Here is a 13,061-nt window from a genome sequence, read left to right as displayed (position 1 = left end):
GGCCTACCTGCGCCACTGCCAGGCGATGCGCGAGTCCGCGCAGGCGGCGGCAGACACCGTGGCCCAGGTGCAAACCGCGCCGCGCGGCACCATCCGTGTGAGCTGCCCGGTGACGCTGGCGCAGACGGTACTCGCCGAATTGATGCCCCAGTTCCTCGCCAGCTACCCGGAAGTGCGCGTCGAAATGATGGTGAGCAACCGGGCGGTGAACCTGGTGGAAGAGGGCATCGATGTGGCGCTGCGCGTGCGCCCGTCGGTGGACGACAGTGGCAGCATGGTCGTCAAGCGGCTGGACCACGCCACGCAGATCCTCGTGGCCAGCCCCGAGCAGCTCATCCGCCAGGGCACGCCCCAGACGCTGGAAGACCTGGCTCGGCTCGACAGCATTGCGATGTCGGCTCCTGACGGGCGCTCGACCTGGAACCTGATCGGTCCCGGCGGGGTTCATCAACTCGTGCACCACACCCCGCGCTATGTGGCGGACGACCTGCTCACGCTCAAGATCGCCGCGATGGCCGGCACCGGGATCTGCTGGATGCCCGACTACATGTGCCAGGAAGAGATCCGCCAGCGGCGACTGGTGCGGGTGTTGCCCGAATGGGCTCCTGCGCCCGCCATCGTGCACGCGGTGTTTCCTTCACGCCGGGGCCTGTCGCCTGCGGTGCGGCGGTTCCTGGATTTCCTGGGCGAAGCGATGCCGGGCCGCAGCAACCTCGCCGCGCGGTTGGCAAATACCGGAATTGACGGCGCCAATATCTGAAGCCCAGCGATACGCTGCGAGTGTGCATCTGCAGGCATGGGCGGCCTGCATCGTTGCAAATCCTCGCTGGACCCATGGCGATTGCTGCGTTTTGCGCCTTGCAGCGCATCGCGATCCGCAGCGCCCACTTGCTGCTCGCTTCGTGCAGAGAATCCCCTGGCAACAAAGGCCGTTCAGCCCGGCCGTCAACGCTGCCAAGCCTCCCGATTTGCACCACAATGAAACCAATTGCAACTGACAGGCTCGCCAGCGCGCGTGTTGCCTCCGCGCGTGAGTTCCGGGACGCACCTTGACCACTGCCCACCCTATTGACCAGCACATTCAGCAAGCGCGCGCGCATCCTTCTGTGCGCGCCATCGTGATACCCCCGTGCCCGGAGTCCCTCTTGCGGCTACAGGCCATCGTGGCCGCGCCCGAGCTGGACGCCCATGCGCTGGAGCAGCTCGCCGCTTCCGACGTTGCGATGGCCGCCGCCGTGATCCGGCTGGCCAACAGCCCGGTGTACGGACTCAGCCAGCCGGTGCAGACGGTCGGGATGGCGCTCACCGTGCTGGGGTTGCAACCCGCAGTGGAGCTGCTGTCGGCCTTCATCACGCGGCACGCGCTGCATGTGCGTTCACCGCTGCTGGACCATTTCTGGGAAAGCTCGCAGCGCCGGGCCATTGCCTGCGAACACATCGGCCGCCAGCTCTACAGTCTGGACCCCGGGCTGGGCCACAGCTTCGGCCTTTTCTGCCACGTGGGCATGCCCGTGCTGGTCAAGGCGGTGCGGGGTTACGGGTCCACCGTGACGGAGGCGCTGGCGCGCAAGGACCGCACGTTCACCCAGACCGAAAACGCCAACCACCGCACCGACCATGCGGTGATGGGCGCCATTGTGGCGCGCACCTGGCACCTGCCGGGCGATGTGGCCCAGGCCATCTGGCTGCACCACGATTTTTCATGCCTGCAGGATGAGCGCTTTGCCCCCACCGTGCGCCATCTGGTCGCGCTGGGATTGCTGGCGGACTTCTTGGTGAACCAGCACGATAACCTCGCGCCCACGCGTGAATGGCTGCAGCACGGCCAAGCCTGCATGGACCACCTGCATGTCGCGCAAGACGAGCTGGACCATTGGATCGACATGCTTCATCCAGCGTTTGAAGCCGTGCGCTTTTAACGAGCCAGCACTTTTTTTGGCCTCCGGATAGGACGGCGAGGACTCTACGGATCCGCCGGTCTTTAAGATGTTTTTTTGATGAAGTAACAACAATTCAGTTGTTTGGGTTTTAAAGCGGTGTTTGCAGAATAGGTGCAACTCTGCTTTCAGCGCAGCGGTTCACCCGGAGCAAGCCGGTGTGCCGCCCGCCCAACCACCTTGACTCCCCCCACTGTCCTCATCGTTCCCGGCTGGCGTGACTCCGGCCCCGGCCATTGGCAAAGCCTCTGGGCCGAGCGCCTGCCGGGCATTCGGCGGGTGGTGCAGGACGACTGGATCACTCCCCGGCGCGTGGCCTGGGTGGAATGCCTGGAAAGCGCAGTGCTTTCCGCTCCTGGCCCTGTGGTGCTGGTGGCGCACAGCCTGGGCTGCATCGCTGTCACCCACATGGGCCCCGAAGCTGCTGCTAGGGTATGTGGCGCGTTACTGGTGGCCCCGGCCGACCCGGAGCGGCGTGCGGTACTCAGCGACTTTGCCCCGGTACCCTACAGCCCCCTTCCGTACCGCAATATCGTGGTGGCGAGCAGCAACGATCCATACTGCCCCGTTCGCCTGGCGGGGGCCTATGCGCGCGCCTGGGGCAGCGAATTCGTGCGGTTGCAGAACGCTGGGCACATCAACATCGAATCGGGCCACGGGGATTGGCCGCTGGGACTGGCGCTGCTGCGCTCGCTGACCGAGGGCGCGGAACGGGCCGTTGCGCCTGAGAGGGCGGAAGCGCCCTTCGAGCCCGCCACATCGCCCCCTCCCGCAGTGGTGCCTTGAGCCGTTGGGGCTCTTCGGGGTGGGGCAAATTTGCTATTTAAATGATAGCTTTTGGCGCTTGATTTATAAGGGCTGTAGGCCGATTTTGTGCATTGGTCGATCGATAGAATTTCTATATTCTCAGAACCGATTAATTAACAAGAATATATTCTTTTGAGTTTTATAAGAGGGTGCGCACAATCCCGGAATCCTCTTGTTCCAACCTCTGTGGGCGACGCAGCATGACCTCATTTTTGAAACTCAAGACCCTTCTGGCCACGCTGGCCCTTGCCGCCAGCGGTGCGGCGTATGCGCAAAACTCGCTGCTCAACGTGTCCTATGACGTGGCGCGCGAGTTCTACAAGGACTACAACGCAGCCTTCGCGGCTTACTACAAGAAAACCACCGGCCAAGACGTGAAGATCGACCAGTCGCACGCCGGCTCGAGCGCCCAAGCCCGTGCCGTGAACGATGGCCTCGCCGCCGACGTGGTGACCATGAACACGACGACGGACGTGCAGTTTCTGGCCGACAACGGCGTGGTGGCGAAGGATTGGGCAAAGAAGTTCCCGCACGATGCTTCGCCCACCACGTCCACCATGCTGTTCCTGGTGCGCAACGGCAATCCCAAGGGCATCAAGGATTGGGAAGACCTGATCAAGCCCGGCGTGCAGGTCATCGTGGTCAACCCCAAGACGGGTGGCAACGGCCGTTATGCCTACCTGGCCGCCTGGGGCGCCGTGCGCGAGAAGGGGGGCACCGACGCGCAGGCCGCTGAGTTCGTGGGCAAGCTCTACAAGAACGTGCCCGTGCTGGCCAAGGGCGGACGCGATGCCACAGCCACGTTCCTGCAGCGTAACCAGGGCGATGTGCTGATCACGTTCGAGTCTGAAGTGGTCTCCATCGACCGTGAGTTCGGCACCGGCAAGGTCGATGCGGTCTATCCGTCGGTGAGCGTCGTGGCCGAGAACCCCGTGGCCGTGGTGGAACGCACCGTGACCAAGAAGGGCACGGCCCAGCTCGCCAAGGCCTATCTGGACTACCTGTACTCTGAAGAAGCCCAGGAGATCGCGGCCAAGCACGCGATTCGCCCGCGTTCGGAAACCGTGCTCAAGAAGTACGCCGCCACCTTCAAGCCGCTCAAGCAGTTCACCGTGGCCAAGTATTTCGGATCGTTGACCGAAGCGCAGAAGGTGCACTTCAACGATGGTGGCCAGTTCGACAAGCTGTACTCGAAGTGAACACCCCCCTGAGCCGCTTCGCGGCTTCCCCCTCTCTCTGCGCGCTACGCGCTCCGGGAGGGGGGGCGACGCCAGCGCGGCGGGGCGGCCCTTGCGCGGCGTCCGCTGGCTCAGGTCAGGCCAGTTATTAAGCGCTGCGTAAACAAATAGCTTCCTATGACTAGAAATAAGAGCGCCAAGAAGGTGCTGCCGGGCTTCGGCCTGACGCTGGGCTACACGCTCTTTTATCTGAGCATCATCGTGCTGATCCCGCTGTCGGCACTGATCTTCAAGACCTTCACGCTCACCTGGGAGCAGTTCTGGGCGGCCATCAGCGCGCCGCGCGTGATGGCTTCGTATCGCCTGACTTTTGGCGCCTCGTTTCTGGCGGCGCTGGTCAACCTGGTGTTTGGCCTGCTGATTGCCTGGGTGCTGGTGCGCTACAAGTTTCCGGGCAAGAAGATTGTTGATGCGCTGGTGGACTTGCCGTTTGCGCTGCCTACAGCCGTGGCGGGCATCTCGCTCACCGCGCTGCTCGCGGGCAATGGCTGGGTGGGCAGCATTCTGGAGCCCATGGGCATCCAGCTGGCGTTCAAGCCTGCGGGCATCGTGATTGCGCTCATTTTTATCGGCCTGCCCTTCGTGGTGCGAACGGTGCAACCGGTGCTCGAAGACGCCGAGAAGGAGCTGGAAGAAGCTGCAACCTGCCTGGGCGCAACGCGCCTGCAGACCTTCACCAAGGTCATCCTGCCGTCCATCACCCCCGCGCTGCTCACTGGCTTTGCCATGGCCTTTGCGCGGGCTGTTGGTGAATATGGCTCGGTGATCTTCATCGCGGGCAACATGCCCATGGTGTCGGAGATCACGCCGCTCATCATCATCGGCAAGCTGGAACAGTACGACTATGCCGGGGCCACCGCCGTGGCGGTGGTGATGCTGGTCATCTCCTTCATTCTGCTTTTGGTCATCAACGCACTACAAGCCTGGCAGCGACGCCACGCGGGGGCTCCAGCATGAGCAGCAACAACACCCGAACCATTCGCCGCGCGCAGGCGGGCACGACCGAGGCGCCGTGGGTCCGCTACACGCTGATCGCCATCGCGCTGGCTTTCATGTTGCTGTTCCTGGTGCTGCCGCTGGCGGCCGTGTTCGCCGAGGCGCTGCGCAAGGGCTTTGGCGCCTATCTGGAAGGCCTGCGCGAGCCCGATGCCTGGTCGGCCATCAAGCTCACGTTGATCACCGCGCTGATTGCCGTGCCGCTGAACCTGGTGTTTGGCGTGGCGGCGGCCTGGTGCATCGCCAAGTACGAGTTCAAGGGCAAGGCGTTCCTGACCACGCTGGTGGACCTGCCGTTCTCCGTGTCGCCCGTGGTGGCTGGCCTGATCTACGTGCTGATGTTTGGTGCGCAGGGCTGGTTCGGTCCTTGGCTGCAGGCCCACGACATCAAGATTGTCTTTGCCGTACCCGGCATCGTGCTGGCCACGGTGTTCGTGACCTTCCCGTTCATTGCCCGCGAGCTGATCCCGCTGATGCAGGCACAAGGCAATGACGAGGAGCAGGCCGCCATCGTGCTGGGGGCCAGCGGATGGCAGACCTTCTGGTACGTGACCTTGCCCAACATCAAGTGGGGCCTGCTGTACGGCGTGATCCTGTGCAACGCGCGGGCCATGGGCGAGTTCGGTGCGGTGTCGGTGGTGTCGGGCCACATCCGGGGGCAGACCAACACGATTCCGCTGCACGTCGAGATTCTCTACAACGAGTACCAGTCGGTGGCCGCCTTCGCTGCGGCGTCGCTGCTGGCGCTGCTGGCACTGGTCACGCTGGTCATCAAGACCATTGCCGAACACCGCAACGAGCAGGCCTTGAAGGCTGCTGCAGAACTCCCTCCAGAACGGCCCGCCCCGGCGATTGCCGGCGCTGCCGCGCGCTGAGGACCAAAGGACCGAGACCATGAGCATTGAAATCCGCAACGTCAGCAAACAGTTTGGCGACTTCCAGGCCCTGCGCGATGTGAGCCTGGACATCGCCTCGGGCGAACTCATCGCGCTCCTGGGGCCGTCGGGCTGCGGCAAGACCACGCTGCTGCGCATCATCGCGGGCCTGGAGACGCCAGACACCGGCAGCATCCATTTCAGCGGCGAGGACACCACCGACGTGCATGTGCGCGAGCGCAATGTGGGCTTTGTGTTCCAGCACTACGCATTGTTCCGACACATGACCGTGTTCGAGAACGTGGCCTTTGGCCTGCGCGTCAAGCCCCGCAGCGAGCGCCCGAGCGAAGCGCAGATCAAGAAAAAGGTGATGGACCTGCTCAAGCTTGTGCAGCTGGACTGGCTGGCCGAGCGCTACCCTTCGCAGCTGTCCGGCGGCCAGCGCCAGCGCATTGCCCTGGCCCGTGCCCTGGCGGTGGAGCCCAAGGTGCTGCTGCTGGACGAGCCCTTCGGCGCCCTGGACGCCAAGGTGCGCAAGGAACTGCGCCGCTGGCTGCGCCGCCTGCACGACGAACTGCACGTGACCAGCATCTTCGTAACCCACGACCAGGAAGAAGCACTGGAGGTGGCCGACCGCGTGGTGGTCATCAACCAAGGCAAGATCGAGCAAAGTGGCTCGCCCCAGCAGGTGTGGGATCAGCCCGCCAGCCCGTTTGTCTACGGCTTCCTGGGCGACGTGAACCTGTTCCATGGCCGCGCCCACGAGGGCCTGGTGCACCTGGAAGGCATGCAGCTCGACTCGCCCGAGCACCAGGCGGCGCAGAACGCCAAGGCCTTTGCCTACGTGCGTCCGCACGACCTGGACGTGGAGCGCTACTCCCCCGGCGCGGGCCTGGATGCCGAGGGCCGCCCGCGCGGCATCGTGGCCCAGCTGAGCCGCGCCATTGTGGTAGGGCCGATTGCGCGGCTGGAACTTATTCCGACCGACGACCACAAACCAGCGGACAATGCGTCCCCGGAATCCCTGATCGAAGCGCAGATCCCTGCGCAGCAGTTCAAGGAAATGGGTTTCAAAGAGGGCGAAACGCTGGTGGTCACGCCACGCCGAGCCCGCGTTTTTCTGGATCACGCCGCTGGTATCTGAGCTGTTTCCCGTGGGACGCAGCGCCGGGTGCCGCGCGGCCTTGAGGGATAACAAAGATGTTGTTGAACTGGATCGATCAGGCCCCGCGCCGCGTGCTGGCACTGATCAGCGCGGCCTGCGTGGCGATGCTGGCGTTTGGCATGTACTTGCAGCATGTGGTAGGCCTGGAGCCATGCCCCATGTGCATCGTGCAGCGCTATGCTCTCATTGGTGTAGCAATCTTTGCAGGCCTGGCAAGCGCCAGAGGCTCCAAGGGCTGGTGGATGAGCTGGAGCGTGCTGGCCCTCATCGCCTCCGGCTTCGGCGCTTTTGTGGCAGCCCGCCAGAGCTGGCTGCAGTGGTATCCGCCCGAAGTCGCCACCTGCGGCCGCGACTTCTACGGCATGATCGAAAACTATCCCATCAGCCGTGCCATTCCCATGATCTTCCGCGGTTCGGGCGACTGCGCTGCGGTGGACTGGACCTTCCTGGGCGGCTCGATCGCCAACTGGTCGTTTGTCTGCTTTGTGGGGTTTGCGCTGGTGCTGTTGGCGTTGCTGGTGCGAGGCCTGAAGGGTCGCGGCAACCGTGGTGGTTCTGGCTATTCGATGGCTTGAGGACTGGGCCTGGCTCTGAAATCAAAAGGCGCTCTCATGAGCGCCTTTTTTGTTTGTTTTTTGATGCGTGGTGAGCGGGCCGTGTGAACTACGGAAACCGAGCTCCCTCCGTTCCATCCACCCACGCTGGCAACTTGTGCATGACACTGGCCAAAAGGGCGCTGGCTTGCCATTGCGCGAGCCAGGCTTGCAGACGGGGCCAGGGTTGCGTCGTCCACCAGCCCACATCAATACCCGCAAACTGCCGCACAAACGGCGCAATCGCCATGTCTGCCAAGGCTGCGTGATTGCCAAAGAGGTAGGGGCGAGGTGCACAGAGGCGTAACTCCAGCGTACTGAGCCAGGCTACCGCTTTGGCGCGCTCTCCTTCCACATTGGCGTCCGGGTAGCGACTCGGGTATTTGCAGCGGTCCAGCGCCTGCTTGAACGGGCCATCGCACTCCGCAATCCACGCCAGCATGTCTTGCACACTTCCCTCGCTCGGTGCCAGCCAGCCTTCGGGGTCGTGTTGCGCCAAGGCCCACAGCATGATGTCCAGGCTTTGGTCCAGAACCTGCCCGCTTGGCAGCACAAGCACCGGCACGGTGGCTTTGGGCGAGGCCTGCAGCAGGCTCTGTGGCTTGTTTTTCAGCACCACCTCTCGCAACTCGCAAGCCTGGCCGCTCACGGCCAGGGCCAGCCGGGCGCGCATCGCATAAGGGCAGCGGCGAAAGGAGTACAGAACGGGCAGGGCAGGGCGGCTCACGCGGGTCCGTCCTCGCCGGTGGGCTCGCCCCGCTGGCCCCCCTGCGCCGGTTTGCCTGGCTGCCGCGCGCCGAGGTGCGCCCGTCCACGCTGTTCGGCAAGGTCCATCTGCCGCTGGCGCTCAGCCAAGGCGCGCTCTTGTTCGGGCGTGCGTGTGCCGTGGCAATACGGGCAACTGACGCCCCGCACGTAATGGGGCGATGCCCGCTCCGCTTCGCCCAGGGGCATGCGGCACGAGCGGCACAACTGGTGATGGCCCGGGGCCAGGCCATGGCCCACGGAGACGCGCTCGTCGAACACAAAACAGTCGCCGTGCCAGCGGCTGCTTTCTTCGGGCACCGTCTCCAGGTATTTGAGGATGCCGCCTTCCAGATGGAACACGTCTTCGAATCCCAGCGATTTGAGGTAGGCGGTGGACTTCTCGCAGCGGATGCCGCCTGTGCAGAACATGGCCACGCGGGGCTTGCCTTCGAGCAAGCCGCCCGGCTGTGATTGCTGGGCCACCCAGGCGGGAAATTCAGTGAAGCTCCGGGTATGCGGATTGACCGCGCGCTCGAAGGTGCCGATGCCCACCTCATAGTCGTTGCGCGTATCCACCACCACCACATCCGGGTCGGCGATCAGCGCGTTCCAATCTCCGGGTTTGACATAGGTGCCTGCATTGCGTGCCGGGTTCAGCCCGGGCACGCCCAGCGTCACGATCTCCCGCTTGAGCCGCACGCGCATGCGGTAGAACGGCATGCGCTCCGTTGGGGCCTCCTTGTGCTGCAGGGCGGCCAGGCGTGGGTCGCTGCGCAGCCACGCCAGGACGGCCTGTACGTCGGGCGGAGCACCCGCAATGGTGCCGTTGATGCCTTCGTGCGCCAGCAGCAGCATGCCGCGCACGCCGCGCGCGTCGCACAGGGCTTGCAGGGGCTCACGCAATTCCTTGAAGTCGGGCAGGTCCACGAACTGGTAGAGGGCAGCGGTGAGGTAGCGTGGGGTATCCAGGTTCACAGAGAAGGCAGGGTGGGGGAAAGTACAGTGGATGATAGCGGTCACTTTTTGTTACGATGCAAAGGCCCTTCCCCGCTGCGCGCAAAGGTGTTCTTATGGCCCTCGAAACCACCGCCCACCTGTTTCAACGGCTGGAGCAGCTCAATGGCATCGGCGCGGCGTTGTCGCGCGAGCGGGACATCGACAGGCTGCTCGAGAACATTCTGGCGGCCGCCCAGGCCATCACGGGGGCGGACGGCGGCACGCTCTACAGCGTGACCGAGGACGGCACCGCGCTCAAGTTCGAGATCTTGCGCACCGACTCCCTGGGCATCCGGATTGGCGGCACCACAGGCAAGCCGATTGACTATCCCCACCTGCCGCTGCGCAAGGCCGATGGCACGCCCAACGATTCGCTCGTGGCCGCCTACGCTGCCATCCATGACCGTACGGTGAACATTGCCGATGCCTACAGCGCCCAGGGGTTTGATTTCTCGGGCACGCGGGCATTTGATGAGCGTTCCGGATACCGGTCGCGGTCGTTCCTCACGGTGCCGATGAAGAACCACGATCTGGAGCTGATCGGCGTCCTGCAACTCATCAACGCACGCGACGGGGAAGCAGGAGAGGTCACGACCTTCTCCCTGGCCGACCAAGGCTTGGCCGAGTCGCTGGCCTCACAGGCGGCGATTGCGCTCACCAACCGCCTGCTCATCACGCAGCTGGAGCGCCTCTTCGAATCCTTCGTGAACCTCATCAACCTGGCCATCGACGAGAAGTCTCCTTACACCGGCGGGCACTGCCAGCGTGTACCGGCGCTCACCATGATGCTGGCGGATGCGGTGGACGCTACCGACGAGGGACCGCTGGCGGATTTCCGCATGACGGATCGGGACCGCTACGAACTGAAGATGGCGGGCCTGCTGCACGACTGCGGAAAGATCACGACACCGGTGCACGTGGTGGACAAGGCCACCAAGCTGCAAACCCTCTACGACCGGATCGGCTTGGTCGATACCCGGTTTGAAGTGCTCAAGCGCGATGCTGAACTGGCTGCGCTGCGCCGCCAACTGGCGATGCGGCCGGTGCTGGATGCAAAGGCCGAAAGCGAGGAGCTGCGTGCGCTGCAGCATGAGCTCCATGCACTGGAGGAAGACCGCGAGTTCCTGCGCCGCTGCAATACGGGCAGCGAGGCCATGCGGCCTGAAGACCAGCAGCGCGTGCGCGACATCGCCGCCATGCGCCACTGGCGCAATCCGCAGGGTGTGCAGACCAGCTTTCTCACGGCCGAGGAGGTGGAGAACCTCACCATTCGTGCCGGCACCCTGACCCAGGCCGAGCGGGACACCATCAACTACCACATCGTGGCCACGATCAAGATGCTGGAAACGCTGCCGTGGCCCCGGCACCTCAAGAATGTGCCGGAATACGCGGGCGGGCACCACGAGCGCATGGACGGCAAGGGCTACCCACGCGGCCTGACGCGGGAGCAGATGTCGCTCCAAGCCCGCATGATGGGGATCGCCGACATCTTCGAAGCACTGACGGCGGCGGACAGGCCCTACAAGAGCGGGATGACGTTGTCAGAGGCACTGGCCATCATGTGCCGGATGCGGGACAACGGACACATTGATCCGGATCTGTTCGAGGTGTTTGTGCGCGAAGGGGTGCACCTGCAGTATGCCGAGGCGTTTCTGGATCCGTCGCAGCGGGACATCTAGCGCGACCGCCATTCCGAGAATGTATGGGGGGCAACTCGAAGAGGCGGGCGGCCAGTTTGGTGCGAGCGGGAGGCACAAGACTCGCGATCGCTTGCCAGTCTTCTTGCGGCTGCAGTAACGCAGGCGGTCCGAAGCCTCCAGCGCAGGTCCATAGATGGCGCTGCGATCATCGGCTGCCCATTTCAGTCTGTGGCGCAGATTTCAGTTTCCTTTCAATGGCCATGGGTGGATTACTCGATGTCCATCAGGTCCTAATCGGCCCAGAATTTCCCCTATACCCAACGGGCGCTGCCTTCGGTCAGACTGGTCTCCAGCAGAGGTCGGCGCCTTCCGGAGGGCTCATAAACATTAAGAGGTGGGCTGCAGCCATGAACGCACTGCTGGTGAAGGACGAGCTTGATTTGTGCGATGCACTCAGCGATGCGCCGGTCTCGCGTGGGTTCCAGCCTGTCCGCGGACACGCCGGAATGGATGGCCTGCACATGGCCCTTCACCGCAAGTTTGGCGCAGTGATTTTGAATCTCACCAAGCCCGGTCTGGATGCGGTGGAGGCCTCGCAACGCCCGAGCTTTGACGAAGTCAAGGTTCCCGATTTGAGTGTGACCGAGCCAGAGAAAGCGGTGGCCGCCGTAACGGCTGTTGAGCCTGTCTCCTTTTCCCGCCGATACGTCGGATTTCTCTACGCCCAATTTTTGCCCTTGTAACCTGAAGGAGCCTGTCATGAACCTCACTAAAACCATCATTGCCGCTGCCGTGGTCTGTGTCTCGGGCGCTGCCTTGGCGCAGCCCAAGGAACTCAACGTCATCTGCTCGGTTCAGGCCCCGTGGTGCAATCTCATCCAGACCACGTTCAGCAAGAGCTCGGGCATCAAGGTCAACATGACGCACAAGGGCAGCGGCGAAGCACTGGCGCAGATCACTGCTGAACGCGCAAACCCCAAAACCGACATCTGGTTCGGAGGCACGGGGGATCCGCACATGCTCGCCGCCGAGCAAAACCTCACGCTGGAGTACAAATCACCCGTGCTGGCGCAACTGCAACCCTGGGCTCAAAGGCAGGCGCAGCAGGCAGGTTTCAAGACGGTAGGCGTTTATCTGGGGCCTCTGGGCTTTGGTTACAACACCGAGCTGCTGGCCAAGAAGAAGCTGCCGGTGCCCAAGACCTGGGCTGATTTGCTCAAGCCAGAGTACAAGGGGGAGATCCAGGTGGCCGACCCCCGCGCGAGCGGAACGGCATACACCATGATCGCCACGCTGGTGCAGATCATGGGGGAGGACAAGGCATTCGACTACCTTGCCAAGCTGCATTCCAACGTGAGCACGTATCCCCGTTCCGGCACCGGTCCCATCAAAGCCGTGGCACGCGGAGAGGCCACGATTTCCATCAGTTTCATCCACGATGCTCCGGGCGAGAAGGCCCAGGGATTCCCCGTCGAAACCGTGACGCCCACTGATGGAACAGGTGCGGAGATCGGCTCCATGTCCATCGTGCGCGGTGCGCGCAACCTCGAAAGCGCCAAGGCTTTTTATGAATGGGCCTTGACCCCGTCTGCGCAGCAATTCGGAGCCGCGGCCGCTCAGTTCCAGTTGCCTTCCAACCCTGGAACGGCGATGGACCCGCGCATGCCCGATCTGAAAAAGATCAAGCTGATCGACTACGACTACGCCAAGTACGGCCAAGTCAACGTGCGCAAACAGCTGATCTTGAACTGGGAACGCAAGGTGTTCAACCAACCGAAGTAATAAGGCCCGTGCGCCGCCTTCGGCGCGTGCCTCCCTTCGCTTCACTAGCCGGCTCCTGCAGGGTGTTTTCCTGCGGCTGGGTGCTGTCCAGAAAAATTACCAGGGTGAACCTCCCATGCTTGTTCGATTTACTGAGCGAACCCAGCGCGCTATCTACGCATGGGTACTTTTGGGCCTTGTGGCCTACCTGGCGCTGCCATGGTTTTTTCAGCAAAGGGGGTCGTTGCTGGGGGCTTTGCCGTACTTGTTCGGGGATCAGTCCACGGCCAACGGCTTGATGCAGGC

14 protein-coding genes are annotated in these 13,061 nt (G+C 63.3%); 11 read left to right on the top strand and 3 right to left on the bottom strand.

Features of this window, described 5'->3' with window-relative positions; translation table 11 throughout:
* From MRY84_RS13280 to MRY84_RS13245, 8 genes are all read left to right on the top strand, one after another.
* The coding region (locus MRY84_RS13280; protein WP_291506190.1) for a LysR substrate-binding domain-containing protein at positions 1–760 on the top strand (760 nt) is incomplete at its 5' end.
* Positions 761–1,049: 289 nt separating this feature from the next.
* Complete coding sequence (locus tag MRY84_RS13275; RefSeq protein ID WP_291506189.1) at positions 1,050–1,919, top strand: HDOD domain-containing protein; 870 nt, start codon at positions 1,050–1,052, stop codon at positions 1,917–1,919.
* A gap of 198 nt (positions 1,920–2,117) precedes the next feature.
* The gene (locus tag MRY84_RS13270) at positions 2,118–2,723 is read left to right on the top strand and encodes an alpha/beta hydrolase (RefSeq protein ID WP_291506188.1); all 606 of its coding nucleotides are present in this window, start codon (positions 2,118–2,120) and stop codon (positions 2,721–2,723) included.
* Between the two features lie 221 nt (positions 2,724–2,944).
* Positions 2,945–3,943: a sulfate ABC transporter substrate-binding protein gene (locus tag MRY84_RS13265; protein WP_291506187.1), complete on the top strand. Its 999-nt coding sequence runs from the start codon at positions 2,945–2,947 to the stop codon at positions 3,941–3,943.
* A gap of 156 nt (positions 3,944–4,099) precedes the next feature.
* Complete coding sequence (gene cysT, locus MRY84_RS13260) at positions 4,100–4,939, top strand: sulfate ABC transporter permease subunit CysT (RefSeq protein WP_121419908.1); 840 nt, start codon at positions 4,100–4,102, stop codon at positions 4,937–4,939.
* A complete protein-coding gene (gene cysW / locus MRY84_RS13255; protein WP_291506186.1) occupies positions 4,936–5,853 on the top strand; it encodes a sulfate ABC transporter permease subunit CysW in 918 nt (305 codons plus the stop codon). Before cysT ends, cysW begins: the two co-directional genes overlap by 4 nt.
* Positions 5,854–5,872: 19 nt before the next feature.
* The gene (locus tag MRY84_RS13250) at positions 5,873–6,997 is read left to right on the top strand and encodes a sulfate ABC transporter ATP-binding protein (protein WP_291506185.1); all 1,125 of its coding nucleotides are present in this window, start codon (positions 5,873–5,875) and stop codon (positions 6,995–6,997) included.
* A 56-nt stretch (positions 6,998–7,053) separates the two neighbouring features.
* A complete protein-coding gene (locus MRY84_RS13245; RefSeq protein WP_291506184.1) occupies positions 7,054–7,593 on the top strand; it encodes a disulfide bond formation protein B in 540 nt (179 codons plus the stop codon).
* Positions 7,594–7,681: 88 nt separating this feature from the next.
* Here MRY84_RS13245 and MRY84_RS13240 read toward each other — a convergent pair whose 3' ends face one another.
* Together MRY84_RS13240 and MRY84_RS13235 are read right to left on the bottom strand one after the other, a co-directional pair.
* A complete protein-coding gene (locus MRY84_RS13240) occupies positions 7,682–8,284 on the bottom strand; it encodes a glutathione S-transferase (protein WP_291506191.1) in 603 nt (200 codons plus the stop codon).
* A gap of 50 nt (positions 8,285–8,334) precedes the next feature.
* The gene (locus MRY84_RS13235; protein ID WP_291506183.1) at positions 8,335–9,333 is read right to left on the bottom strand and encodes a rhodanese-related sulfurtransferase; all 999 of its coding nucleotides are present in this window, start codon (positions 9,331–9,333) and stop codon (positions 8,335–8,337) included.
* Between the two features lie 95 nt (positions 9,334–9,428).
* On the opposite strand from MRY84_RS13235, the gene MRY84_RS13230 reads away from it, so the two are divergent.
* From MRY84_RS13230 to MRY84_RS13220, 3 genes are all read left to right on the top strand, one after another.
* The gene (locus MRY84_RS13230) at positions 9,429–11,033 is read left to right on the top strand and encodes an HD family phosphohydrolase (protein WP_291506182.1); all 1,605 of its coding nucleotides are present in this window, start codon (positions 9,429–9,431) and stop codon (positions 11,031–11,033) included.
* 368 nt (positions 11,034–11,401) lie between these two features.
* Positions 11,402–11,737: a hypothetical protein gene (locus tag MRY84_RS13225; RefSeq protein ID WP_291506181.1), complete on the top strand. Its 336-nt coding sequence runs from the start codon at positions 11,402–11,404 to the stop codon at positions 11,735–11,737.
* Positions 11,738–11,753: 16 nt separating this feature from the next.
* On the top strand, positions 11,754–12,776 hold the full coding sequence (locus MRY84_RS13220; RefSeq protein WP_291506180.1) for an ABC transporter substrate-binding protein: 1,023 nt from the start codon (positions 11,754–11,756) through the stop codon (positions 12,774–12,776).
* Here MRY84_RS13220 and MRY84_RS13215 read toward each other — a convergent pair.
* The coding region (locus MRY84_RS13215; RefSeq protein WP_291506179.1) for a hypothetical protein at positions 12,760–13,061 on the bottom strand (302 nt) is incomplete at its 5' end. The two genes, MRY84_RS13220 and MRY84_RS13215, sit on opposite strands and share 17 nt — an antisense overlap.

The sequence above is a fragment of the Acidovorax sp. genome (assembly GCF_022763525.1).
Lineage (GTDB): Bacteria > Pseudomonadota > Gammaproteobacteria > Burkholderiales > Burkholderiaceae_C > Acidovorax.
Note: the sequence above shows the minus strand (reverse complement) of the source record. Positions and strands in the feature narration are given on the sequence as shown.